23 protein-coding genes, 1 pseudogene, 1 riboswitch and 1 other annotated feature are annotated in these 25,736 nt (G+C 48.2%); of the genes and pseudogenes, 3 read left to right on the forward strand and 21 right to left on the reverse strand.

Translation table 11 applies throughout. The features are described 5' to 3' along the window. Positions 1-7 precede the first annotated feature (7 nt). Positions 8-292: a sporulation transcriptional regulator SpoIIID gene (spoIIID, locus tag HW447_RS09440; protein WP_176255051.1), complete on the forward strand. Its 285-nt coding sequence runs from the start codon at positions 8-10 to the stop codon at positions 290-292. Positions 293-404: 112 nt separating this feature from the next. Here the strand turns inward: spoIIID and HW447_RS09445 are convergent, their stop codons facing one another. Both HW447_RS09445 and HW447_RS09450 read right to left on the reverse strand, forming a co-directional pair. Next, entirely contained in the window at positions 405-971 is a 567-nt protein-coding gene (locus HW447_RS09445; RefSeq protein WP_176255052.1) for a hypothetical protein, read from the reverse strand. Further along, positions 968-1,837: a hypothetical protein gene (locus HW447_RS09450; protein WP_176255053.1), complete on the reverse strand. Its 870-nt coding sequence runs from the start codon at positions 1,835-1,837 to the stop codon at positions 968-970. The genes HW447_RS09445 and HW447_RS09450 overlap by 4 nt, the downstream gene beginning before the upstream one ends. A 375-nt stretch (positions 1,838-2,212) precedes the next feature. Here HW447_RS09450 and pnuC point away from each other — a divergent pair, with 375 nt between their 5' ends. Further along, positions 2,213-2,929: a nicotinamide riboside transporter PnuC gene (gene pnuC, locus HW447_RS09455; protein ID WP_176255054.1), complete on the forward strand. Its 717-nt coding sequence runs from the start codon at positions 2,213-2,215 to the stop codon at positions 2,927-2,929. Between the two features lie 14 nt (positions 2,930-2,943). On the opposite strand, the pseudogene HW447_RS18485 reads toward pnuC, so the two are convergent. Continuing rightward, positions 2,944-3,057 (reverse strand): annotated as a pseudogene (locus HW447_RS18485) (sulfite exporter TauE/SafE family protein); the annotation flags it as partial. A 158-nt stretch (positions 3,058-3,215) separates the two neighbouring features. On the opposite strand from HW447_RS18485, the gene HW447_RS09460 reads away from it, so the two are divergent. Further along, positions 3,216-4,262: an FUSC family protein gene (locus HW447_RS09460; protein ID WP_176255055.1), complete on the forward strand. Its 1,047-nt coding sequence runs from the start codon at positions 3,216-3,218 to the stop codon at positions 4,260-4,262. Between the two features lie 123 nt (positions 4,263-4,385). Here HW447_RS09460 and HW447_RS09465 read toward each other — a convergent pair whose 3' ends face one another. The 18 genes from HW447_RS09465 to lsrF form a co-directional block, all read right to left on the reverse strand. Next, complete coding sequence (locus tag HW447_RS09465) at positions 4,386-5,720, reverse strand: 6-phospho-alpha-glucosidase (RefSeq protein ID WP_176255056.1); 1,335 nt, start codon at positions 5,718-5,720, stop codon at positions 4,386-4,388. Between the two features lie 26 nt (positions 5,721-5,746). After that, a complete protein-coding gene (locus tag HW447_RS09470; RefSeq protein ID WP_176255057.1) occupies positions 5,747-7,330 on the reverse strand; it encodes a PTS transporter subunit EIIC in 1,584 nt (527 codons plus the stop codon). A gap of 179 nt (positions 7,331-7,509) precedes the next feature. Then, entirely contained in the window at positions 7,510-8,265 is a 756-nt protein-coding gene (locus HW447_RS09475; RefSeq protein WP_176255058.1) for a MurR/RpiR family transcriptional regulator, read from the reverse strand. 12 nt (positions 8,266-8,277) lie between these two features. Beyond that, complete coding sequence (locus HW447_RS09480; protein WP_176255059.1) at positions 8,278-9,108, reverse strand: arginase family protein; 831 nt, start codon at positions 9,106-9,108, stop codon at positions 8,278-8,280. A gap of 59 nt (positions 9,109-9,167) precedes the next feature. Continuing rightward, entirely contained in the window at positions 9,168-9,743 is a 576-nt protein-coding gene (locus HW447_RS09485; RefSeq protein ID WP_176255060.1) for a methylated-DNA--[protein]-cysteine S-methyltransferase, read from the reverse strand. Between the two features lie 142 nt (positions 9,744-9,885). After that, positions 9,886-10,254 carry a RidA family protein gene (locus tag HW447_RS09490; RefSeq protein WP_176255061.1) on the reverse strand — a complete coding sequence of 123 codons (369 nt, stop codon included), beginning with the start codon at positions 10,252-10,254 and terminating at the stop codon, positions 9,886-9,888. Positions 10,255-10,475: 221 nt separating this feature from the next. Beyond that, the gene (locus HW447_RS09495) at positions 10,476-11,780 is read right to left on the reverse strand and encodes a CCA tRNA nucleotidyltransferase (RefSeq protein WP_176255062.1); all 1,305 of its coding nucleotides are present in this window, start codon (positions 11,778-11,780) and stop codon (positions 10,476-10,478) included. Continuing rightward, positions 11,780-13,219, reverse strand: coding sequence for a proline--tRNA ligase (proS, locus tag HW447_RS09500; RefSeq protein WP_176255063.1), 1,440 nt, complete (start codon positions 13,217-13,219; stop codon positions 11,780-11,782). The genes HW447_RS09495 and proS overlap by 1 nt, the downstream gene beginning before the upstream one ends. Positions 13,220-13,291: 72 nt before the next feature. After that, positions 13,292-13,513, reverse strand: a binding site (T-box leader). A gap of 634 nt (positions 13,514-14,147) precedes the next feature. Continuing rightward, positions 14,148-15,047, reverse strand: coding sequence for a hypothetical protein (locus tag HW447_RS09505; RefSeq protein ID WP_176255064.1), 900 nt, complete (start codon positions 15,045-15,047; stop codon positions 14,148-14,150). A 178-nt stretch (positions 15,048-15,225) separates the two neighbouring features. Further along, positions 15,226-15,780 carry a DNA-3-methyladenine glycosylase I gene (locus HW447_RS09510; protein ID WP_176255065.1) on the reverse strand — a complete coding sequence of 185 codons (555 nt, stop codon included), beginning with the start codon at positions 15,778-15,780 and terminating at the stop codon, positions 15,226-15,228. Positions 15,781-15,887: 107 nt separating this feature from the next. After that, on the reverse strand, positions 15,888-17,168 hold the full coding sequence (locus tag HW447_RS09515; RefSeq protein ID WP_176255066.1) for an amidohydrolase family protein: 1,281 nt from the start codon (positions 17,166-17,168) through the stop codon (positions 15,888-15,890). 176 nt (positions 17,169-17,344) lie between these two features. Continuing rightward, a riboswitch (purine riboswitch) is annotated at positions 17,345-17,441 on the reverse strand. A gap of 113 nt (positions 17,442-17,554) precedes the next feature. Then, positions 17,555-18,967 (reverse strand): 6-phospho-beta-glucosidase, encoded by a 1,413-nt coding sequence (gene ascB, locus HW447_RS09520; protein ID WP_456298423.1) that lies wholly within the window; start codon positions 18,965-18,967, stop codon positions 17,555-17,557. A 17-nt stretch (positions 18,968-18,984) separates the two neighbouring features. Continuing rightward, positions 18,985-20,391 carry a PTS cellobiose/arbutin/salicin transporter subunit IIBC gene (gene ascF, locus HW447_RS09525; RefSeq protein ID WP_176255068.1) on the reverse strand — a complete coding sequence of 469 codons (1,407 nt, stop codon included), beginning with the start codon at positions 20,389-20,391 and terminating at the stop codon, positions 18,985-18,987. A 133-nt stretch (positions 20,392-20,524) separates the two neighbouring features. Continuing rightward, positions 20,525-21,268, reverse strand: a complete 744-nt coding sequence (locus HW447_RS09530; protein WP_176255069.1) for a MurR/RpiR family transcriptional regulator — start codon at positions 21,266-21,268, stop codon at positions 20,525-20,527. A 71-nt stretch (positions 21,269-21,339) separates the two neighbouring features. Further along, the gene (locus HW447_RS09535; protein ID WP_176255070.1) at positions 21,340-22,422 is read right to left on the reverse strand and encodes an AI-2E family transporter; all 1,083 of its coding nucleotides are present in this window, start codon (positions 22,420-22,422) and stop codon (positions 21,340-21,342) included. 117 nt (positions 22,423-22,539) lie between these two features. Next, on the reverse strand, positions 22,540-23,145 hold the full coding sequence (locus HW447_RS09540) for a cytidylate kinase-like family protein (protein WP_176255071.1): 606 nt from the start codon (positions 23,143-23,145) through the stop codon (positions 22,540-22,542). 225 nt (positions 23,146-23,370) lie between these two features. After that, positions 23,371-24,354, reverse strand: coding sequence for a TRAP transporter substrate-binding protein (locus tag HW447_RS09545; RefSeq protein ID WP_176255189.1), 984 nt, complete (start codon positions 24,352-24,354; stop codon positions 23,371-23,373). A gap of 453 nt (positions 24,355-24,807) precedes the next feature. Next, positions 24,808-25,692, reverse strand: a complete 885-nt coding sequence (gene lsrF, locus HW447_RS09550; RefSeq protein WP_176255072.1) for a 3-hydroxy-5-phosphonooxypentane-2,4-dione thiolase — start codon at positions 25,690-25,692, stop codon at positions 24,808-24,810. Positions 25,693-25,736 lie beyond the last annotated feature (44 nt).

Here is a 25,736-nt window from a genome sequence, read left to right on the forward strand (position 1 = left end):
AAATACCATGAAAGAGTATATCGAAGAACGGGCGATCGCCATTGCTAATTACATCATTGACCACAATGCCACCGTGCGCCAGACGGCACGGCGGTTTGGGATTTCTAAATCCACGGTGCATAAAGACGTTGCAGACCGTTTGATCCACATCAATCCCAGACTGGCCGCACAAGCCAGAGTAGTGCTGGATGTGAATAAATCGGAACGGCACATCCGCGGCGGACTGGCCACCCGCGAGAAATACCAGCACAGACTGGCAATCTGCAGTAAATCAGATGAACATAATCTTTGACTTTTGCGTCAGCCTGCTGTTTATGCAGGCGCATCATTTCTGTTCAAAAACAAAGGGGGTGCCGGTGAATATTCTCCGACACCCCCCTTTTTTTACTTTCCGTTTACTCTGCTTAATAGTTAATACCAGAAACTGCAAGTTTTCCGTCCCTCAGGCCAAATACAAGATTGCCGCCTCCGCCTTCTCCCGAAAGGACAAAGCCGGCCATGCTGGGAGACAGCGCAGTTTCATCCGCCTGAGCGATAGAATCCATCCATTCCTGAGTAAAGATTTTTTCTTCTCCCAGAGCGATCATCTCTTCCCGGCTCTCAACAGATACGCCTCCATCAGCAAATCCGATATATAAGGGATATGCCGCCAGATCAGCCAGAGTTTCCAGATCTTTTTCTGCTACCGCCTCTTTTACCGAACGGCCAAAGGCCTCCACACTGGCTGGGTCTGCGGAGAAATTATCATCTTCCTCAGCCTCTGCTTCCTTTGTCCCAAAGGAAGGAACCTCCGCTTTCTCCTGCTTTTGCGTTTCCCCCGCCAAAGTCTCTGCCTCCCTCGACTCATCCACAATTTCTGACATTTCCTGTGCCGTTGTCGTCTCTGCCGTTTCCTGCGCCTTTGGGCTGCATCCCACAGCCAGCATCATTGCCGCTCCTGCGATAAAAAATACATTCCATCTTCTTTTCATTGTATCACTCCATTCTCATCTGGTGTAAATGTTTTGCTTTCCATCATCATGCTTCCGTCTTGAAGAAGGTAATAGGTCTTCCCGTCCAGGTGAAGAAATCCCCTTTTCATAATCCCTGTCTCTGGCTCCAGATAGTACCACTTCCCCTGATCGAGCAGCCAGCCCGTGTGCTTTGTGCCATCCTCCTTATAATATACCCAGACGGCATCCTCTGTCCCCGCAGCGCCGCTTTCTAATTTCCATCCAGTCCGTGTCTGAGCCTCCCTCTCATACGGCGGGAACATCATGATCCTTTCTGCCGTTCCATTTCCATCTGTCCAGATCAGGCAGTCGGCTCCCTCATACAGCTGATCCAGATAAATCATGTTTCTGGTCAGATACGGAAATATACTGCAGTCATCCGGCGCGGCGTACCTGTTTCCACTTGTATCTGTCAGCTCATAGCCTCCAGCCTGCCGTTTTACCTCTGCAAGCTCTGCATAGAAAGGAGCGCTGCCATCCTCAGGAATATCCGTCAGTACCAGCTTGGCCCCGGCCTGCGGCGGGATACTGGCTGTTACGGCGGCCGACGTATACACCTTCAGCCGTTCCCCGTTCTCAATGCTTTCCGGCTTTACTGGCATCCCCGTTGTTCCGTCCAGTATCCGGGTCTCATCGGACAGATGGACGATAAATTCCCCTTCATAGGCTCCCGGATTCTCGTTATTGACCGTGAGCTGATCTTCCGTCCGGCTCTCCACGGTTCCTGAAAGCTGTGCTCCGGCGGATGCATCTGTCGGAACCGCCTGCACACTGATGGCTGTTCCTATAGTAAATACAGCTGTGGCTGCCCATATGGATGCTTTTTTATGTCTGTTTTTCTTCATTTTTCTCCTCCTTGCCTTTGCTGTTCACTTTAGAATGTAACCTATAGATCTTTTTCTCTCTGTAAAAGTTTCACAATTATAAAACTTTTTGCACCTGTTTTCACATTGCCGGAACCTCCGATGCTTCTTAAATAGCCAAAGGCATTCAAAAAGATGCCTTATTCAGAATCGTTAAAATTTTCTCTTGATTTTTTTAGAAAGTGACAGTATACTATACCTCGAAATCAGTGATCCCTCTGTCAGAGTGGATTCCAACTTATTTTTTGTATAAATAAAATTATCTGCCACCGGGTAGGAATGTTAAAAGCATTCACATACGCATCGATAGGTCTTTGAAGATGTGTATATGGATGCTTTTTTGTTTAAGGAGGAAACATGAAATCACTTACTGCACTCAAACACTATTTTTCAAAAACAGAGATTATTCTCTGGACGGCTTCCGTTCTTCTGATTCTTTGCGCGTTCTGTCTCTTTGACCGAACCAACTATATGACGCTGTGGGCTTCCCTGATCGGAGTAACGTCTTTAATCTTCTGCGCCAAGGGCAATCCCTTCGGCCAGTTTCTGATGATCCTGTTCAGCCTGCTCTACGGAATCATCTCCCTGAATGTTGCCTATTACGGAGAAATGATCACATATCTGGGGATGACCATGCCCATGGCAGTATTTTCCCTCGTAACCTGGATGAAAAATCCCTTTTGCGGCAATCGCTCTGAAGTAGAGGTATATCACATCCGGCGTAGTGAAGTATGTTTTATGCTGGCTCTGGCTGCTGCTGTAACCTTTGTATTTTATTTTATTCTGAAGGCATTTCACACTGCCAGCCTGATTCCCAGCACCATCTCTGTCACCACAAGCTTCCTCGCCGCATATCTGACCTTTAAGCGCAGCCCCTTCTATGCTGCCGGCTATGCTGCCAACGACCTGGTTCTGATCGTTCTGTGGACCATAGCCACCTTTAAAGACATCAGCTGTTTGTCCGTCACGGTCTGCTTTGCAGCCTTCTTTATAAATGATATCTATGGATTTTTAAACTGGCGCAAAATGGGACAGAGACAGGCTGCCCAAAACGTTTCCTCTGTTCTGTCATAAAAGAAGTCAGTCCCCTAAAAGAACAGCTTCCAAACTGCAATCAGCACAGAGAATACCGCGATTCCCCTTTTCAGAACCCCCTGGTTGATGCGCACTGCATTTTTACTCCCCAGGCAGACGCCTGCGCCGGACAAAGCACAGATATGGCTGGTAATGAGGTTTCTTCCTGAATGCCTGCTTTTTTACCTGTTTCCCCGCCGCTTCAAACAGTTACCCTTGTATTATTTCCTAAAAAGGGGTACAATCTTCTTTACTGTTCATCCTGAAACGCAAGGAGGTTTTACATATGACATTTTATCAGGAATTGCAGCTGAATTCTGCCGGCTCCAAAGCTCTGATCCGCATTACAAAGGACAAAAAGGAGCGCCGGCGCCACATACTCATCTATAACTTCAAGGTCTATCTGGTGGTGGCTTTCTGCTTTGCGGCGGTAACTCTGTTCAGCATGATTTTTGGACGCGAAAACAGCATTGCCGGCGTAGTGGTTTTGCTGGCGCTTTTAGTCCTTCGGCAGGCTGACTTTGGAATCCATACCTCCCATGGCCTACTGTGTATCGCCGGCATTTTTGCCGTTCTCATGGCCGGCCCCAGACTGTCCAATATGGTATCGCCTGCCGCCGCGTTTTTTATCAATGTGATCTGTATTCTTATCCTCATGACCCTTGGCTGCCATAATGTGATCATGTCGAACCACTCCACCTTTGTACTGTCCTATCTGATCCTCCAGGGCTATGATGTAAGCGGCCACTCCTGGATTATGCGGACTGCAGGACTCTCTGTGGGTATGCTTTTATGCATGGCTGTATTTTTTAAAAATCAGAAACACCGGCCCCATAAGCGGGAATTTAAGGATCTTTTTCATGAATTTGATCTCCGTTCCGTAAGGAACCGGTGGTATATCAAGCTGACTCTGTGCGTTTCTACGGCTCTGCTGATCGCGTCTCTTCTGGATATCCCCCGGGCCATGTGGATAGGGATCGCCTGTATGTCCGTGTGCCTGCCTTTTCAGGAGGATATGGCAAAAAGAGCCAAAGCACGCTGGGTCTGCAATATCCTGGGTTCTCTGATCTTTCTTGTTATCTACACCCTTTTGCCAAAGGAGCTTCATCCCATGATCGGTCTTCTGGGCGGCATCGGCGTAGGCTACTCTGCCGGCTATCCCTGGCAGACCATATTTAATACCTTCGGCGCTCTCTCCATCGCCTCCGGGCTCTTTGGGGCTGTAGGCGCAGTATTTCTTCGGATCGGCACCAATATGGCGGCATCCCTTTATACCGTCCTTATGAGCCGCCTGATTGACCGGACATCCGACCGGATTCTGTGCCGAGAATAGCTTTCCAGCCCGCGAAATCACCGGCATCAGCAGATCCAAACAGACTTCACACATTTTCATGAAACAAAAGCGGCCTCCAGTCTGAGTGAACCGGAGGCCGCCTGTTTTTGCCTGTTTATAAAATCACTTCAGTTCCGGCCAGTATTCCTTATTGGCCTCTATCAGATCATCCAGAATCTGCTTTGCCACTCCGGCGCTTGGAACCGTCTTTGACAGAGTTAATGCCTGCCACAGCTTTAAATAGCTGTGCTCCACATAAGCCTCAACTACCAGCTTCTCAACCGCCAGCTGTTCCTGCATCATTCCCCGCTCAAAGGTTGGGATCTCGCCCTGGCACATGGCCTCAGGGCCATTGTTTCCTACCACACAGGGAACTTCCACCATGGCATCTGAATCGAAATTGCTGATTGCGCCCTTATTTTCTACAATGCACAGCATGATCTCATGGGTGTTGTAGGCAATCGCCCTTGCCAGAGATACAATAAAGGAAGCATGGTTATCCACCGTAAACTCCCCTCCGGTTGCAGTCCCCTTGCGGATGATCTCTCTGGCTGCTCCGAACACTTCCTTCTCACGGCCCTCGATCACCTCATCGGCGCGGGTGTGGTTTGGATCAGAATGCTCTACCACATAGTCGGGATAGAGATAATATTTCAGATAAGTATTAGGTAAAAACCGGGGATCCAAAGCCAGAAGATCCTTCGCCTTTTTATGGGTCGCCTGCCAGCTCTCATCCATGTGCTGGGTCTCGATGGCCTTCTGGGTAAGATAGCCGTTTTCAGACACATACTCTAAAAGCTTTGGCATATAATCCTCGCCGGTTGTCTTGTCCTTTACGCTGGTCCACCATCCGAAATGGTTCAGGCCAAAGTATCGCACATCCAGATCCTCATAGTCTTTTCCTACGATATAGGCCATTCTTCTTCTGGTTCCTACGGGCATATCGCAGATGTTGATCACCCTTGCGTCAGGACGCAGGACACGGCAGGCCTCCGCTACAATGGCAGCGGGGTTGGAGTAGTTGAGCATCCAGCACTCAGGAGAATATTTTACCATGTAATCAATAATTTCCAGCATACCTGTAATGCTTCTCATACCGTAAGCAATCCCTCCCGGCCCGCAGGTCTCCTGACCCACTACGCCGTACTTTAAAGGAATCCTCTCGTCTAACTGACGCATGGCATATTTCCCAACACGGATATGCGCCATACAGAAGTCCTTGCCCGTAAATGCCTCTTTGGGGTCCGTAGTGTAGGAGAAATGGATCTGGGGCGCTTCCTCCTTCATCAGGATCTCCAGGGCTTCCCCGATTACGGCCTGACGCTCCCCGTCATTATCGTAAAGGGTAACAGAATTTAATGGAAAATCCTCCTGATGCTCCAGCATCATTTTTACAATTCCAGGCGTATAGGTGCTGCCGCCGCCTGCGATTACTATGTTAAATAATTTCTCTGCCATATATGCATACTCCCTTCTTAGCTTCTTTACTGATCCAGGCCCAGTTCCTTATCTACCGCCTGCCTTACCTGATTGATATGGAGGCCATAAACCACCTGTACCGTCTCGCCTTTTTTCATAACGCCGGCCGCTCCCGTTTTCTGTTTCAAAACATCGTCCTGTACCAGGGCACTGTCCTTTACAACGAGACGCAGACGGGTAAAACAGTTATCCACTTTTAAAATGTTGTCCGCTCCGCCCAGAGCTTCCACGATCAGAGCCGCGTTAATCCCGTCGTCTTTGCCGCCTTTTTTGCTTTCCTGCTTCTCCTTGTACTCTGCCTTGGTGTGAAGCTTCATTTCCATGCCCTCAGATTCGCGCCCCAGGGTCTTTAAATGAAACTTTGTGATCATGAAACGGAACAGCAGGTAGTAAATCACAAACTCGCCAATACCAATCAGCAGATACGTCGGCCAATGTGTTTTCGCTATTCCCAGAGGCAGGTTATAAAGAAGGAAATCAATAAAACCGTTAGGCCCAATGGCACGGCAGCCCAGCAGATTAAATACCACCATTCCAAGACCGCTTAAGAGCGCATGTGCTACAAACAGGATGGGCGCTGTAAACAGGAATGAAAACTCAATCGGTTCTGTTACGCCTGCAATAAAAGAAGTAAACGCGGCCGGAATCAGGATTGCCTTAATCTTGCTGCGGTTCTCCGGCCTTGCCGTGTGGTACATGGCCAGACAGGCTCCTACCAGACCGAACATCTTGGAAAGTCCTCTTGCATCCCATACCACAGAAGAAGATAATACCGCAACCGCAGGGTCCGCCATTTCCGCATAGTAAATATTGCGGCAGCCCTCGTATACCTGGCCCGCAATCTCAGCCGTGCCCCCAAGCTTGGTGTAAAGAAACGGAGTATACACCAGATGGTGAAGGCCGGTAGGAATCAGCAGACGCTCTAATGCACCGTAAAGGAAAATACCGAAATTCCCCGCTTTATTGATAAACAGCCCTACCTGATCGATTCCAGCCTGGATCACAGGCCAGATAAAGGTCAGTACAACCGCTAAAGCGATAATCACAGGGATCAGAACAATAAATACAAATCTTGCGCCGCCGTAAATCTGAAAGGCATTGTTAAACTCTGTATCAATAAAACGATTGTGTACAAAGGCGGTCACACAGCCCAGGATAATTCCCAGGAACACGCCCATATCCAACACCTGTATTCCCAGAACCATGGCCTGGCCCGTTCCTCTCAATGCGGCCGGATCTGCCAGGATCCCTCTTAAATCCATAAATTTATTCATGGCATTGATAAATACCAGGAAAGCCAGCACGGCGGTAAAGCCGGATTCCGCCTTTTTCTTCTTTGCCAGTCCCACAGCAATTCCCGCACAGAAGATAAGACCCAGATTATTCAAAATAGCCACCAGCGCTCCCGACAGGATGGCGCCAAAGCCCTTTGTGACCGGATTATCCAGGAATGGAAGAATTTCGATCAGTCTTGCATTTGTAAATACGTTTCCAACTGCGATCAACAGACCGGCAATGGGAAGAATCAGCACCGGCATAAACATTGCCTTGGAAAATGCCTGCATTGTGCTCATTATTTTTTCTTTCATTTCATACCTCTCCGTTATTCATCGATCTCCGAAACAGATTCGTATCGGAAATACATCTTGTTTAACCCCGCGTGGCCGATGATTGGATTATACGCAGACCAAAGGAAAAAGTACAGAGGCCAGAGCCAAAAGAAAACGTGTTACCCGGATGTGTAACACGTTTTAAGAAGGGGGTGCATTTAACCGATCGATATCTGATAATACTCATAGATCAAAAGCTCGATCATGGTTATTGTCTTGGAAAAAAAGAGGGTAGGTTTCATGTTCCTGTCATCCAGAGGATTGTCGTCCGGCACTTCGATCACGCAGCTGCAGTACTCCTTTAGGGGACTTGCTCCGTCATTAGTAAATCCCATGGTAAAAACCGAGTTTTCCTCTGCCATTTTGACCCGGTTCAGCACATACGGAGAACGACCGGAACGGGAAAACGCAATGAAAACCCCAATATCTTCCAGATTATTTTCAAATACCCCGATGGAATCCGCTCCATCGGAAAAAATACATTTGATTCCGAGAACCAGAAGCTTTTTGGCCAAATATTCTGCCATCATGGAAGAAAAACCCATACCATAGATAAAAACCATCTGATCGGTCTTATGGATCCTTTGTGCAGCCAGACGGAGACTTCGGTAATTCTCCATGGACACATTCCCATCCCCGGCGAAATGACTGAGAAAGCCTTCATTCAGTTCATAGACGGGCGTTCCCTTGCCGGCAGCCCCCAAAAGCTTGTAATACATCTCAATAAATCCATTGTAGCCCAGCTTTCTGGACAGCCGCATCACCGTAGAGGTCGAAGTAAAGTTGGCTTTTGCCACCCCGCGGACCCCCAGCTTTAAGGCCTCGTCAATATGCGTCAGAAGAAATTCCAGCACCGCCCGCTCCGTATCTGTCAAAGAGGCTGTGCAGGTCAGTTTATTAAGATCCAGATTCATGTATGCTCTCCTTTACTGGTAATATTCTTTCCCCTGGCAGGCCTGCATCCGTCCAATATGTCCGCTATACAGCTTAAGAACCGCCTCATTGGCAGCGTCATTGATCCTTCGCTCCTCTTCTGCCTCCGGACCGTCCGCCCCTTCCGGATTCTCGCCGCATACATCCATCCCTATGAGAGGCCGCCGCGCAAGAAAAGTCTGGATCAGGCGGCAGACATCGGCAGGATCGGCCTCTCCCTGATCCCAGTTGGTACGGGCAAAAGAAGGGGAAAGGATATCTTTGTCAATGGAAATGTACACCGGAAGAGGGGATTGGGTCTGGCCGGATAATTCCGTCTGCCCGCTCTGAAAATCTAATCCTTTCCCCATTTCCTTCTCCGAAATCCATGTCACCTTCCTCTGCAGTTCCTCCGAAATCTCCTGTTTTGCTTTCTTAACTGCCTCCTCAGGCGGGCCTGCCAGAAAAACATGGTTCAGATGCTCATTCTGTTCCAGCGCCTCTAAAATCCATCCGCCGCAGGAAAGAATATCCCCAAACACGGGCTGCTGCATATCCGTATGGTGATCAAATACCAGCAGCTCAAAAGGCTCCTTTATCTGATCCAGCCACAGCTTTGTAACATAATGATAATTACCCGAATCCAGAAAATGGATTCCCCCGGGCCCAAGGGGCTCTATCCTTTGTTTCAAAGCTCGTTCCCCCACTTCATCACAATAGCAGTTTGTCCCCTGGATGTCCCTGCAGTCCAGCCACAGAACCTCCATGCCCTGCCATTTTTCATAAAACGTCTCTGTTTCATAAATCCCGCTGAAATTCATAAGGATCACCGAATTTTCCTTCATTTCGCTCCCGACTCCTTCTTTCCCGATCGTATCCGCTGCCAACGGGGCAGATATGTGCCCTATAGCGCCGTTCCCCTGGTTGGAACATAAAATCTTTCCATATCCATCCCTTCCCGTTCCAAAAGAGCCTCCTTGGCTTTGATCCCGCCGCCAAATCCAGTCAGATTCCCTCCTGCACCCACTACCCGGTGGCAGGGAATAATGATCCCGATGGGATTATGTCCCACCGCTCCCCCTGCAGCCTGGGCCGACATCCGGGAAATTCCCTTCTCATAGGCTACTGCCTTCGCCAGCTCACCATACGTAACCGTACAGCCATAAGGGATCTTAAGCAGCTGATTCCAGACCATCCGTCTAAACTCGCTTCCCTGCGGCGCAAGAGCCGGCATAAAATCCGGTATTTTTCCTGAAAAATAAATATCCAGCCACCGAAACGTATCTCTCAGGACAGCCGGAAGCCTGTCTTTTGGCGGAATACAGACCTCCTTCCCAGCCTTAAGAAGCTCTGCATCCTTGGTATATCGTTCTCTTGGAAATGACAGGGCTCCAAGGGCGTCATCCAGTGCCGTCAGCGTCAGCAGACCGATAGGGGAATCGTAAACCGCCCGATAAATAACTCTTTCCCCGTGATTCATTTGTTCCGCTCCTCTCATTTTTCACCTCTTTGTCTTTTAAGCTTTGGCCTGCCCTTCCGTCACAGGATATCAGGCAGTCCTATATTCAAAAAGGAAGCCCTGGGGCTCCCTTTCCACTTTGTATAAACAGTCAAAACGCCTGTTATTTTACGGCGATAGCCTCGATCTCGCAGAGAACACCCTTGGGAAGGGTCTTTACCGCTACGCAGCTTCTTGCGGGCTTAGAAGTAAAATACTTTGCGTATACCTCATTAAATGCTGCAAAATCGCCCATGTCAGCCAGGAAACAGGTGGTCTTAAATACCCGGTCAAAGCCGCTTCCTGCCGCCTCCAGGATCGCGCCCACGTTCTTACAGCTCTGCTCTGCCTGAGCGGCAATGCCGTCTGCTACTGTACCGTCCGCCGGATTCACAGGGATCTGTCCTGAGGTGTAGATCACTCCGTTTACCTCATATGCCTGAGAATAAGGGCCGATTGCACCTGGCGCATTCTTTGTGTCGATTACGTTCATTTTGATATCCTCCTTTTTATACATCGCGCGCCAGAAACTGTCCTGCTCCGCATAAGCATATACCCTGCGCAAAAGCTCCTTCCGGCACGCACAAGCACATCCCCCATGTATTCGGAAATGCACAGAAAGAAAAGGGATCCTCCCTTTCCTTTCGTCATGGAACCATTATAACCAATTTTTATCAGCATTGCAATGGTTGATAGAAATACAACATTTTATTTTTATACATCTCTCACAGCCGGAAGCTGCGACAGCAGGTACTCCTTTGTGTTTTTCTCCGGTGCTTCCAGAACCATTTCCAGAAACTGTTTCAGCAGAATCCCAACTTCCTTTCCCGGTTTCATGCCCGCCCGGATCAGATCGTCACCTGTTACTGCCAGTGTCTTTAAACCAATGCAGTCCCCGGACAGACGGATCTCATCCCTAAGACGGCAGACCTCCCTTAAGCAGTCCGCTGCCGGCGGACACGTTTCGATCAGACACAGTTTCATGGTAAGCAGATCATCAAACAGTTCCGGCTCCATCTGGCTCATCACCCTGCGGATCTGCGCCTTTTTTGCCAAAAGCTGTCCTCTTAGTTCACTTTTAAAACGCTCTGCTAAAGCTTCCGCCGGTTCCAGGGCGTCTGCAGCCGGTTCCCCGCACACCGACGTCCCAATCCACTGTACCAGCAGCTTTGTTCGGTAAATGGTATCATTATCAAGCTTCAGTCCCTTAAGAATCTCTGCAGCCTCCTTCGGCGTACATTTTCGCATAAAAGCAGCCCAGCGAAGGGATTTCCGGGCGGGGATAGATGGTGGAATCTCAAAGCAGACATCTCCTGAAACCTCAGGAATCCGATGAAACGCCTTGGATACCCAGGGACTGATCCCGGTCTCGTAGACCAGCCGCATACAGCCAGGAAGCGGACTGGTCAGAAGCTTTGTAAGCTCCACCTGCACCCGCTCCCTGCTCACATGAACCAGATTGGGAGCAATGTCTTTAATAGCCTCATAGGTAGTTTCCTCGACAGCAAAGCCCAGCTGAGCAGAAAAACGGATGGCGCGGAGGATACGCAGAGCATCCTCCGTAAACCGCTCTCTGGCCGCGCCTACACAGCGGATCACGCCATGCTCCAGATCCTTCTGCCCTCCAAACGCGTCCACCAAACCTCTCTCTCTGTTATACGCCATGGCATTGATCGTAAAATCCCGGCGCTTTAAATCCTCAATAAGATCAGGCGTAAAGGTGACGCTGTCGGGATGACGGCCATCGGTATAATCACCGTCAATTCGGAAGGTAGTGACCTCATATCCTTCTTTTCCCATCATCACGGTCACAGTTCCATGCTGGATGCCTGTGTCCACGGTTCGCCGGAATACCGCCTTTACCTGGGCCGGCTCGGCGCTGGTAGTGATATCCCAGTCTTCGGGTTCCCGACCAAGAAGCATATCCCGTACACAGCCACCTACCAGATAGGCCTCATAGCCCTGCTCACACAGCCTTCCGATAATCTTTTCCGCAGCGGCAGGAATCTGAGGTTTCATCAATATGCCCGTCCCCAGTAAACCATCTTTTTAGCCGGTTTGCCGCAGCATACGCAGTGGTCGGATAAACTCTCCTGTTCAAAAGGCATACATCTGGAGGTAGCGCCTGTCTCCTCCTTGATTTTATCCTCGCACTCCCTGCAGCCGCACCACATGGCTTTTACAAAGCCCGGCTTATTGTTAATCGTCTCCACAAACTCATCCCACTCCTCTGCTGTATAGGTATGAGAATCTCTGTGTTTTCTTGCCTTCTCCAGCATATCTCTCTGAATCGTTTCAAGAAGCTCTCCTGCCTTCGCCTCCAGCTCATCCAGGGAAACCACCGTTTTCTCATGGTTATCCCTACGTACCAAAACTGCCTGATTCTGCTCCATATCCTTGGGGCCGATTTCCACACGCAGCGGAATACCGCGCATCTCGCAGTCTGCGAACTTCCAGCCAGGACTCTTGTCAGTATCGTCTGCCTTTACAGAAAAACCGGACTTTAACAGACGGTCTCTCAGTTCATACGCCTTGTCAAGCACACCTTCCTTCTTCTGCTGGATCGGAACTACCATAATCTGAACCGGAGCAATCCTTGGAGGAAGCACAAGGCCGTTGTCATCGCCGTGAACCATGATAATGGCCCCAATCATACGGGTGGTCATTCCCCATGAGGTCTGGTAAACGTATTTTAAGGTATTGTCTTTATCTGCAAACTGGATGCCGAATGCCTTTGCAAAGCCGTCGCCGAAGTTGTGGCTGGTGCCGGACTGCAGGGCCTTTCCGTCATGCATCAGAGACTCTATGGTATAGGTTGCCTCTGCGCCTGCAAACTTTTCCTTATCCGTTTTCTGTCCCTTAACCACTGGAATTGCCAGAACCTCCTCACAGAAGTCAGCGTATACATTTAACATCTGTACCGTTCTTGCCTCTGCCTCCTCAGCGGTAGCGTGAGCCGTGTGGCCCTCCTGCCATAAGAACTCCCTGGAACGCAGGAAGGGACGGGTTGTTTTCTCCCATCGTACAACCGAGCACCACTGATTGTATACTCTCGGAAGATCTCTGTAGGAATGAATATCCTTTGCGTAGAAATCACAGAACAGCGTCTCAGAGGTAGGCCTTACGCACAGACGCTCCTGAAGAGGCTCCAGACCGCCGTGCGTTACCCATGCAACTTCAGGCGCAAAGCCTTCTACATGATCCTTTTCCTTCTCAAGAAGGCCCTCCGGGATAAACAGGGGCATATATACATTCTGCACCCCTGTCTCCTTAAATCTGCGGTCCAGTTCCTTCTGAATATTTTCCCAGATCGCATAGCCTGCGGGCTTGATCACCATACATCCCTTTACACTGGCGTAATCGCAAAGCTCTGCCTTCTTTACCACATCCGTGTACCACTGGGCGAAATCCGCGTCCATAGATGTGATGGCTTCTACCATCTTTTTGTTGTCTGCCATAATCGTTCTCCTTTTCTCTTTCCACATTGCAATAACAAAAAAGCCATCCAATCCCATGCATCTATGCTCTCTGCAAGGGACCGAACAGCTCGGCGGTACCACCCTGATTAGCTTTCATCTGTTCTTACAGCAAAATAAAAACTCTCTCTTTTATCCGTTAACGCCGGATCTGCGCTGTATTCCTCATACAGGGCTCCAGGGCCGGTTGGGTCCGGGCCTTCGTAAGGAACTTCCACCAATATTCCTCTCTCTGCAACGCGCTCCGGGCTTACTATTCCCCTTCTCTGCCTTTCTCATATAGCATCATGGAAAGAATGTCTCTTCAGTTACTGTAAATTTTACGACGGAATAAAGGGTTTGTCAACATCCAGCAGTCGGCAAATGCTCCTGCGATTGCGGTTTCAGTGCATTTATAGTATAATTTCACATGAAACAGTTCTTAAAATGCTTATTTTTTCGCAAAAATGAACAGCCAGAATGGATGACTGCCATGACAAAGGATGTATTAACCTATGTAACAGAAAGAATCCAGGAGCTGATTCTGCGATAAATGCGGCAATAAGGGTGCCTATCATTTGCTGCGTTTAACCGATTCCGCCCGGATATGTGAAGCCCGTCTGCAGACTGCCCGTCAAAGTAAACCTAACACGCTCTCTTTTATCCCAACTCTTCATGTACTTCGTAATCACAAGCATATTCCAATCTGCCTCTGTATATGCCGTTATTTTAACACATAGCCGCAGCCTTTGCCATCTGTTTTTACTATGAGAGCAGCACATTTGCAGCTGATGGAATTGGCTTACCAGGCACCAGACGCAAAGCGGCATAGCCAAAACTGACTATGCCGTATGCTGCAAAAATATTTTTTTACCGGAAAGGTGTCTTATCTGCGAGGGATCCTTTCCGGCAGTTCCGTCATTCGCACAGCTTAACGATACCACTGAACAACCTGAATACGCAGTTCTGCGCCGCCGTCATAGTAAAAATCTCCCACTTCCTTTAATTTGTATCCTTCGGGAACCGTGGTCAATTCACTGGAATTTACATTTCCCTTTCCGTTTATCAAACCGGCCGCCCAGATCTCTCCGTTGGCCCATACTGTATTATTTTCCTCGCAGAAGTATACTACGTTGACCATGCCCCCGTGCTTCTCTTTGGGAACAACCTGAACGCGAAGCTCAGAACCTCCGTCATAGTAAAAGTCTCCCACCTGTTTTAACGTATAGCCTTCCGGTATGTTTGTCAATTCGCTGGAATTCACATTTCCCTTTCCGTTTATCAGACCGGCCGCCCAGATCTCTCCGTTGGCCCATACGTGATTCTCCTCCTCGCAGAAGTACACTACATTGACCATGCCCCCATGCTTCTCTTTAGGAACAACCTGAACGCGAAGCTCGGAACCTCCGTCATAGTAAAAGTCTCCTACCTGTTTTAACGTATAGCCTTCCGGTATGTTTGTCAATTCGCTGGAATTCACATTTCCCTTTCCGTTTATCAGACCGGCCGCCCAGATCTCTCCGTTGGCCCATACTGTATTATCCTCCTCGCAAAAGTACACCACATTTACTGCGCCGCCTGCTGCCGGACAGTGGTCGCCATTATTATCCCAGCGATCGTCATCGTCGTCATCCCAACGATCGTCATCATCATCCCAGCGATCGTCATCGTCATCATCATCCCAGCGATCGTCATCGTCATCATCATCCCAGCGATCCTCCCAGCCGTGTCCATGATGAGGTTTGGCCTGGGCTTCAACACTTCCCAGCTGTGTCCCTGCCATTACAACTGCTGCTGCAAATAATAAACTGGTTAGGCTACGTTTTCTCATGCTATAATCCTCCTTTTACTTATTTTGTAAACTTTGTTTATTTTATCCGTGTTTTATGAGCAGATTATAGCTAATTTTATCGAAATTGGCAATGGATTTTAAAATAAGTAAGAAAATGTATAGGAAATGTAAACAGTACAGAAAAATGTAAGAAACACCGTTGTACATACACGGCTGATTATGGCTGTAAAAAGCACCCATCCTCGTGCCCCCATATAATTCCTACTGCCTGCAGATAAGCGTAAATAATGGTTGTACCCACGAACTTCATTCCACGTTTCCTGAGATCTTCTGATATCCGGTCTGACAGTTCCGAAGAGGTGAGTCCATTCTCGCAGATCACCCTTCCATCTGTCCAGCGCCACAGGTAACCGTCAAAACTCCCGTATTCCTCCTGAATCTTCCTGAAAATGCGGGCATTGACAACAGCTGCGCGTATTTTCCCTAAATTGCGGACAATTCCTGCATTCTCCTTCAGAATCCGTTCTTTCTCTTCATCATAGGCGCATACCTTTTCCAGATCAAATCCGTCAAAGGCTTTAAAAAACGCTTCCCGTTTATTCAAAATACATTCCCAGGAAAGACCGGCCTGAAAGGATTCCAGGATCAGCATTTCAAAAAGTTTCTTATCATCATGAACCGGGCTGCCCCACTCCTCATCATGATAACGAATGTATCGCTCATTCCGAGGATTCGCCCACCGACATCTGCATTTTCCGTCCTTCCATTCCATCCTGGTATTCCTCCTGTCTTAAACCGCACTCCCGTATTTAAGGTTCCATCACCTTCCGGGAGTGCATTCCCCTGCGGCATCCGTCAAAAATGTCCAGCCGCACCCTGTTACAAAATCTTTTCTCCATCTGCGTATTTCGCATATACCTCGCGTTCATCCCCCAGGTAAATAACCCGTTCCATCCGCTCCCTGATGCTCAGGGACTGAGGATGCGACAGCCTTCCATCATCAATGACAACCGCGTCAAAGGCATAATCCGGCTCAAAGCTGCCTGCTTTTCCAAAAAATGCGCCGCCGCCCTTGGATGCCATGAAAAATACCTCTTCCGCTGTCAAGGGCTTCAGGCTGTCGTCCAAAAGCCGCCATCTGAGTTTGGATGCCTGTATGGCCTGGGCCATAGCTGCAAAGAGATTTTCGGTTGTGCCGCCCGCTACATCACTTCCAAGTCCCACACAAAGCCCCTCTTCCAGATACCGGCGCACCGGAGCCACGCCAGAGGAAAGATTGGTATTGGATTCCGGACAGTGTGCAATAAATACACCCCGCTTCTTCATGCGCTCCACCTCCTCCTCGCCGGAATAAACACAATGGGCCATGATCGTGGGGCAGTCGCCGCCAAATAGCCCGAACCTGTCATAGGAATCTCCGTAAAAGGCAGACCAGGGACACAGTTCCTTTACCCAGGCAATTTCACCCGGATTTTCAGACAAATGCGACTGGATGGGAAGGCTGTTTTCCTGCTGAATCTCCTTTAAAAGCTCCATAAGCTCATCGGTACAGCTGGGGATAAACCTGGGAGTTAAAATAGGCCTTGTGTGGTGATATCCCTTATCCGCCACAGCTCTCAGCCACTCTCTCGTCGCATCTGCCGAAGCCCTGGCCGAAGGCTCTCTTAAATAATCCGGGCTGTTTCGGTCCATATTTACCTTGCCAACCATGGTGCGCAGTCCTGCCTGCTCCAATAGATCCATCAGCGTCAGCGTGGCCTCACTGTGAATCGTTCCGAAAATACAGGCCCGAACCGTCGCACTCTTTTTCATCTGTTTCGCAAATATGCCATAGGCCCTGGCTGCATACTCCGAATCCTTATATTTTGCCTCCTCCGGGAAGGTATTAGTCTCCAGCCACTCCAGCAGTTCCAGATCCATGCCAAGACTTCTGAAGGTATACTGGGGTGCATGGATATGAAGATCTGTAAGCCCCGGCAGGATCAGACGATCCCCCATATCCTCCACTGGGATTCCCCGGAATGTTTCCGGAAGAACTGGACAAACCTCCCGAACCTTTCCGTTTTCGCAGATCAGATACCCCTGTTTTATAATTTCAAAGTGCTCTCTTTCCTTTGTAAAAATGATATTCCCCTTTAGTGCAAATGTTTTTTTCTCCATACACCCCATCCTCCTTACGGGCCTGTTCCATCTCCAACTGCTGCTCTCCTCATTAACAGCCAGCCGGCGCCTGGTTCGTTCTCTGCGCAAAAAAAGAAGCCCCGCCCACGCGGAACTCCTTATCCATTCACATCTGCCCCCAAAGACCGCGCACAGCTGCATGGCGGCCATTAAAAGCCGGCCCCATGAAACTATGTAGTCAACTATTTACGGCAGTTGGTAGAAACTCTGGACCAATCTCCAGGATATACATAAAAAGTCTGCTTTTATGAAGTTACTTTCATTATAGCCAGTAGAGTTTTATTTGTCTATGATAAAATCGCTTGAAAAATAGGGTTGTCATATGGATATTTTTCACAATTTTTTGCGTATACAGTTTTTTATTCTTACAAATACTCCCCATTGTCCTTTATCACCTTCTGATACCAGTAAAAGGACTTTTTTTTCCTGCGCTGCAAACTCCCCTTTCCCTCATCATCCCGGTCTACATAAACGAAACCATAACGCTTGCTCATTTCTCCCGTTGAAGCAGACACCAGGTCAATGCAGCTCCAGACAATATATCCCATCAGCTCCACTCCATCTTCCATGGCCTCTTTCATTGCTCCAATATGCTGTTTCAGATAATCAATTCGATAATCGTCCTGAATCGTGCCATCCTCAGCGATCTCATCCTTAGACCCAAGGCCATTTTCTACAATAAACAGCGGTTTTTGATAACGGTCATATAACTGGTTCATGGTAGTACGCAGTCCTAAAGGATCAATAGCCCAGCCCCATTGGCTGGTCTGCAGCCATGGATTTTTTACAGACCGAACCACATTTCCATCATTAGCCGTCTTGTTCTCCACATCTGCCGATACGCAGCGGCTGGCATAATAGCTGAAAGAAATAAAGTCTACGGTATGCCTTAATGCTTCCAGGTCTCCATCCTCTATTTTCAGGGAGACCTTTTTCTCTTCAAACATTCTTCCCGCATAACTGGGATAATGCCCCCGTACCTGTACATCGATAAAAAACAGATTTTCCTGCTCCTTTTTCACCGACTCCCATACATCCTTAGGATTACAGGAATAAGGATAAAAGCTTCCCCCGGCCAGCATACAGCCAATTTTAATTTCTGGATCCTGTTCATGTGCAGCTTTGACCGCCAGGGCACTGGCCACCAACATATGATGTGCTGCCTGGTAAATTACCTGATTTCTGTTTTCACCTTCCTCAAAGGCAATTCCCGCTCCTGAAAAAGGACTATGGAGCACAATATTAATTTCATTAAAGGTCAGCCAGTATTTTACAAGACCGGAAAATTCCCGAAAACAGACCTTTGCATACCGAATAAAACAATCGATTACCTTCCGGCTTCTCCAGGAACCATATGTACGGATCAGCCCTTCCGGAATATCAAAATGACACAGTGTAACCAAGGGCTCCATACCGTATTTTCGGCACTCCTTAAATACATTTCTGTAAAAAGCAATCCCCTCCAGATTGGGCTGCTCTTCATCTCCCCGCGGAAAGAGCCTTGACCACGAAATGGACGTCCGAAATACCTTAAGCCCCAATTCTCCCATCAACGCCAGATCTTCTTTGTAATGATGATAGAAATCAATGGCTTCATGGCTGGGATAATAGGCATTTTTATCCAGAACAGGATTGGGTACTTTCCCAAGCTTCACATCCATCCGGGAGATTCCATGAGGGATTAGATCAATATTGCTGATCCCCCTCCCATTTTCCCGGTAAGCTCCCTCTGCCTGATTAGCGGAAATAGCTCCCCCCCACAAAAAATCTTCTGGTATTCTGAATTTACTCAACGCTATCTCTCCTCTTCTGGAATATCTTCAAAGCCAATTACCAATGTTAATATAAAGGAAAGGATAACCGCCAGCACGGTGATCCCCGCAATCCATGCGATACTTTTCCCCGGATTTGCAGGATCAATGAACTGGACACCTGTCAGCACGCTCGGCGATACCATAGAACGGCTGGCCAGCCCTCCAATTCCTGCCAGACATCCGCAAACAAAACCAGTAATAAGAGAAGCCAGCAGAGGGCGTTTGAGCCGAACTGCCACGCCATACAAAGCCGGTTCCGTTGTTCCCGCGATCAATGCGGAAGAAGCTGCCGCCAAAGCGGTCTGGCGCAATTCACGATTCTTTGTTTTTAAAGCAACTGCCAGAGACACGCCCCCTAAAGATAAATTAGCTCCTATTTCAGAGGGCATTACCGTTCCCTCCATACCAGTCTCGGAAATGGTCTGTAAAATAGTTGGTGTAAATACACGGTGCATACCGGTAATCACAAGCAGAGGCCAAATGGCTCCCATGATTCCAACTGCCAGAAAACCAAGCTTAGACTGGACAAAGAATACAAATGCTGAAATACCCTGCCCCACAAAGATTCCAGCCGGCCCGATAATCAAAATCGCAATCGGGGCCGCGATCAGCAGAATCAACATTGGTTTCAGGAAATTTTTCGTTACTGCGGGGGTGATCCTGTCAATTCCCCGTTCAATATAAGACAAGATCCAGGTCATACACAGAGACGGGATAACTGTGTAAGTATATTTTACAGATGCAATGGGAATACCTGCAAAATGGGCCGCCGTGTCGCCCACTGTAACCGTTTCCATCATCGCTCTGAAATCAGGGTGAATCAGAACGCCCGCAATCGCAATGGCCAGAAACATATCTGTTTTAAATTTTTTTGCCGCAGATGCCGCCACCATAACCGGAAGAAAATAGAAGGCTCCATCTCCGATCGTATTGATTATGCGATACGTTTCAGAATCAGAATGAAGAATACCAGCCATTCCCAGGAGCATTACCAAAAGCTTTACCATGGAGCCGCCAATAATGGCCGGAATCAGCGGCGACATCGTTCCCACAATGGCATCCAGAATATTGTTTCCGATTTTTTTCAGAGTCAAAGGCTCCTTCTTCTCTCCTTTTGCAATCTGACTTTGCTCACCAAAATTTCCCAGTTTTAAAATCTCCTGATAAGCAGTTCCCACGTGGTTTCCAATAATCACCTGATATTGTCCGCCCTGTTTCACCAGTCCCATAACCCCATCCACAGCCTTTATCGCTTCATCCTCTGCCAGACTCTCATCCTTCAAAACAAAACGAAGGCGGGTCATGCAGTGAGTTACACTTGCAATGTTTTCAATTCCACCGATGTGCTCTAGGATTTTCTTGCATACAACTGTATAATCTTTTGCCATTTTTGTTCCCCCTTACGGATTTGATAGCTGCATTATACGAAATAGCCTGCAATTTGTCATTGGTTTTCACATTCAAAAAAACAAGTGACACCGTTTATCACTTGTTTTTTATATGTAACAATATGTTTTATTTTTAAATGGGGCCTGGACCTTTTGACGTATACTGATACAATTTTTTCCCCAGACGTTCCACAATGCTGATTGCCGGAATCTGTGTAGTGACATCATAATCCTTCAGTCTCATATAAGTGACATAATAAGGAATATTATAATCTGACAATTTCGCAATCGTGCAGTTTTCTGTGTTAGTAATACTTAAAATAATACATCCCTGTTCCTTAAATCTGGTTACATGACCAATGGTATCCCTGGATTCTCCAGAAACAGAGAATACGATTACCAGAGAATGTTCCAGAAAACGGCTCTCTGTGGGATAATGAGGTTCATCAATATAAAGACAGAATTTTCCCATACTGGAAAAATAACGTGCGCCATATTTAGCCACAATTCCAGACATCCCGCTGCCTGCCAGAAAAACATGATCTGCGTTGAAAATCACTTCTGCCAGCATCTCCAGCTTATTCTCAAATGCATCTGAACAGGTCTTTTGCAGAAAATCAATCACTTCTGAAATATCATCTTTTATCCGAACCTGACCACGATGTTCTAAGTGTTCTTTTAACTGAAGCTTAAACTCCGTATAACCGCCGCATCCCATTTTTTTGCAAAAACGCAGGATGGTAGACGTAGACACATGAGCTTCTGACGCCAATTCCCGTATCCTCATATATCTAACCTTTTCCGGGTATTCCATAACATATCCGTAGACCAGCATTTCCAGATCATTCAGCGCCTTCACCTGATCCACACCAAACATCTTTCTGTCACCCCCAATCCTGAAATTCATTGTCAGTCTAGCAGTTTCATCCATAAAATGTCAAGACAAACTCACTTCCCTGTCTCTGTTTTTTCCCCTGCCCAAACCTCCACCAGATCCTCTACCAGCAAAAGCCCCAAAGGCCCCAGGATGAACCCAAAAAATCCAAACAGTTCCAGTCCCACGTATACCGCAGCCAGTGTTTCCAAAGCTGAAAGCCCTACTTTGCTCCCCATATACCGGGCTTCCAGATACTGGCGGATAAAATAGCAGGCCAGATAAAGGCCAGCAAGAATCAGAGCGTTTCGCCATTGTCCGCCCACAGCGCACAGAAATGCCCAGGGAAGGAGGATAGCTCCTGCGCCAAAAAGCGGAAGGGCATCCAGAAGGGCGATGGCCGTTCCCGCCAAAATAGCGTAGGGATTTCCCATCCAGATCATGACGCCGGTGCAGAGAATACAGGTTAAAAAAAGGATGATTCCCTGGCTTTTAAACCAGGCCTTCCCCGTCTGAACCAAGCGGTTCCCAATAAGGTTAAATTCTCTGCGAAATAACGACTGATCCCTTCGGCAGCGAAGCTCCTCCATTTCCTGAAGACTCAGGACAGCAGCCAGAAATGAAACCAGGCAGACCAAAAAAAGACGCGCAAAGAAGGCCGCCGCAGGGAGAGAATTAACCATGAGAAACGGCATAAGGCTTTCTTTGACCTTCTCCCCCAGCGTCAGGGCCATTTCACCTACCGCATCAGACAGGCAGCCGGAATCCAGGCCAGCCGCCCTTTCCAGCCTGCCGCAGCTGTCTGTTATCCAACGGTCAAAAGCATCCAGCCACAGTGGAAGCCGGACTGTAAGCAGCTGTATCTCCCGGCACAGGCGCAGGATACCCTGCCAGGCAAAAAAAACCAGCCCCGCAAAGATCAGAGCCATTTCAGCAGCGCCGATCAGCCCCGAAGGCAGCTGCCACGTCCTTCCAAAAAAGCAAAGCCTCAGACGGTAGCGCAGAAAACGAACCGTAGGACGCAGAATCAGAGCCAGTGTATAACCAATGAAAAAAGGAGCCACAAGAGGCAGCAGGTATTTAAGACCTGCGTAGACCATTCCTGTGGTTCCTGTTATAATTAAAAATTTCTTCAGTTTTTTACCGGGCTTTTCCATGGACTCACCTGTTTTTTGATTTGTACTTCCTTTGTACACTCCTAGTATGAGCCGTCAGAGAAATATTATGCATTGTTTTCATGTAATCTCAATAACCTTTTAATCACCGCCGCGTCATCAGCCGATCTCTGAGGTGTATTCTTTCAGATATGCCATCACGGCCCGAAGGCAGCCGTCCACTCCCACCAGTCCGCTTTCCACGCACAAATGGTAGTTCTGAGCTCTTCCCCATGCATTGCCGGTATAATACTGATAATAGTCCTTTCTTTTACGGTCAACTTCCCGGATCCGGCGCTCCATCTCTTTTTCATCAGAACCCGATTCCAGTTCCATCAGACGGCGGATCCGGTTTTTCATCTTCGCATAAACAAAAATATTGATGCTGTCCTCCAAAACCATATCCGCGCAGCGGCCCACAATAACACAGGGCCCGCGGGATGCCAGGCGGCGGATCACACTGGACTGGGCCACAAAAATCTGATCCGACATAGGAACCTGATAAATATCAGAGAATGCATGGTAGAAATTTCGATCCAAAGGATCATCCGTCACGATATGCTCGTCATAGCGGAGGAAGGCCTCTTTTGCAATATTGATATCATCCGCAGCCATGGAGATCAGTTCCTTATCATAGAACGGAATTTCCAGAACCTTTGCCAGCTTCACCCCAAGCTCGCGTCCTCCGCTGCCAAATTCACGGCTTATTGTGATCACTTTGTCCATAATGTTCACCGCCCCTTTCCATTTGTAAGGGCCTGCGCCGGCCATGGGAACCGTTCTCCCCGGATACAGTCACCTGCCGGGGATCGGATGCTCTGTCACGAGGATCCCGGCGGCCGTCAGGCTATGTGGACAGTATATCACACTTTCTGCACTTTTCACAAGAATAATCCTGTAAACCCGGACTGATTTTAGCGGTTTCCAAACACTTTTCGCACTGTTATTCTCCTACGTTTTTCCAGCCTCCACGATACGCTCGATCACATCTGTATAATCGCTGCAATACTTCTGATACATGGGCATAACAGCCGCCTGAAACCGCTCCTTCTCCTCTGGCGTCAGCTGGGTAATGATTCCCCCGGCATCCCGGATCTTCTTCTCGGAAAGCACTTCCCGCTCCCTCCAAAGCCTTCTCTCATATCGGGCAGATTCTTCGGCGCATTCCCGGATCACGTCTCGGTAGTCCTCCGGCAGCTTCTCCCAGGTGGAACGGGCCGCCAGCTGCAGTTCCGGCACACGGGTGTGCTCATCTATGGTGTAATACCTTGCCACTTCAAAATGTCTGGCAGACTCATAGGACGGCCAGTTATTTTCCGCTCCGTCAATCTCACCGATCTGAAGTCCCGAATAAACCTCTCCATATGCCATCTGCTTCGGCACCGCCCCAAGAGCGCGGATGCTGTCGCTCATCAGTTCTGACTCCTGAACTCGGATAACCATTCCCTTCATATCCTCTAGTCTCTCAATGGAATGGGAAGAATTGTAAAAATTCCTGGCTCCGGCATCATACCAGGAAAGAGCAACAAGGCCGGAATAATCGAAGGAATTTAAAAACCGATCGCCGATCTCCCCTTCCAGCACCTTCCACATATGGTCAGCCCCCGTGTAGAGATAGGGAAGCTGCAGAACGTTCAGTTCGGGAACAAATTCCGACAGAGGAGACAAGGACACCCTGGCAAAATCAATTCCTCCGAACTGCATCTGTTCAATAACCGTCCTCTCATCCCCAAGAGTTCCCTGCGCATTTACAATAATCTCCACCCTGCCATCGGTGCGCTCCTTTACAAGCTCTGCAAATTTATATGCTCCCTGAGTAGTGGGATAATCCTCCGCCTGGTTCTCCGCATAGGTCAGAACAAATTCCGGCACATTTTCCGTTTCCCTGGAAGTATTCTGCGCAGCACAGCCCCAGAGCGCAATACAGAAAGCCATCCACAAAACGGCTGCCGGGATTCCTTTTTTTCCTTTCAATGGTATTCTCCTTTATTTTCCGTGATTTATGCTCCAGAGAAGCTCTGCATCCCCCGCTTTTTCCCAAAACGCGTTACAGATTATACATCCTAATCTTAACACATTTTTCATGTTTTCGATATGTATTTTAACATTTTCTTTATGCCGCTTTCATTATGACACCCTATCAATTCCAAAAGACCTCTGCAGGCACTCTTTCCTGCACAGCAAAAAATGGTACTCCTGTCTTTCAATACCGCAAATGCCGTATCCTCTCTGTCAGGAGTACCATCTATTCTTTTTACATTTCTTTTTAACCGTTCAGGGCACCTGTTTTCACATCAGGAGAATCTCCGATGCTTCTTAAATGACGGAAGGCATTCAAGAAGAGACCCCGTCCTGAATCGTTACATTTTTCTTACCATTATCCCGTTATCAGTGAATGGCCTCCTGATAGAATGCAAATGCCTCCTTATCGGTAAAGCCTTCATGAACAATCTTTCTGATCGCCGCACTCATTTCGACTGGGTGATTGGACTGGAAGATATTTCTTCCCATATCAAGTCCCTTCGCCCCGCCCTGAATTGCCCTGTATGCAAGTGTCAGAGCTTCATCCTCCGGAAGCTTCTTTCCGCCTGCAACTACGATAGGAACCGGGCAGGCTGCGACAACTTCCTCGAAATTCTCACAGTAATAAGACTTTACAATGTTGGCTCCCAGCTCTGCAAGCATACGGGTTGCCAATTTAAAGAAGCGGTCTGTTCTTTCCATCTGTTTTCCCACAGCAACCACGCCCATAACCGGGATCGAATACTGCTGTCCAAAATTAACCGCCTTTGAAAGATTATCCAAGCTGGACAGCTGCCCTTCTGCGCCTACAAATGTCTGAACCGCAAGACAGTCTGCGTTCATCCTGCAGGCTTCTGCCGCATCTACCACTAATACCTCATGGGACAGATCATCATTCAGCATGGAGGAACCGGATGTAGCTCTCAGGGCAATTCCCTTCCCGCCAATCAGTGCCGGATCTACGCAGCTTCTAAGCGCTCCTCTCGTTCCCATCAGCACGTCAATATTGGGAAGCAGCCTGGGAATAACCAGATCCAGCCTCTCAAGCCCTGATGTTGATCCCATAAAGTAACCATGATCAAACGCAAACATGACTGTATTGCCGCTCTTTGTATCAAAAATATTGGACAGGTGCTTTTTCATACCCCAATCCAGCCCATTGGCTCCCTTTACATAAAATCCCTCCTGATTTGCAAAAGGAGTGTCCAGATGATAATTTTTTGCAACTTTTACACCTTCAAGATCTGCCATAATTCTTTTCTCCCGTCTTTTCATTTTTAAATCAGAATGCAGAA

Origin of the sequence: Enterocloster alcoholdehydrogenati, assembly GCF_013282095.1 — a bacterium.
Taxonomy (GTDB): domain Bacteria; phylum Bacillota; class Clostridia; order Lachnospirales; family Lachnospiraceae; genus Enterocloster; species Enterocloster alcoholdehydrogenati.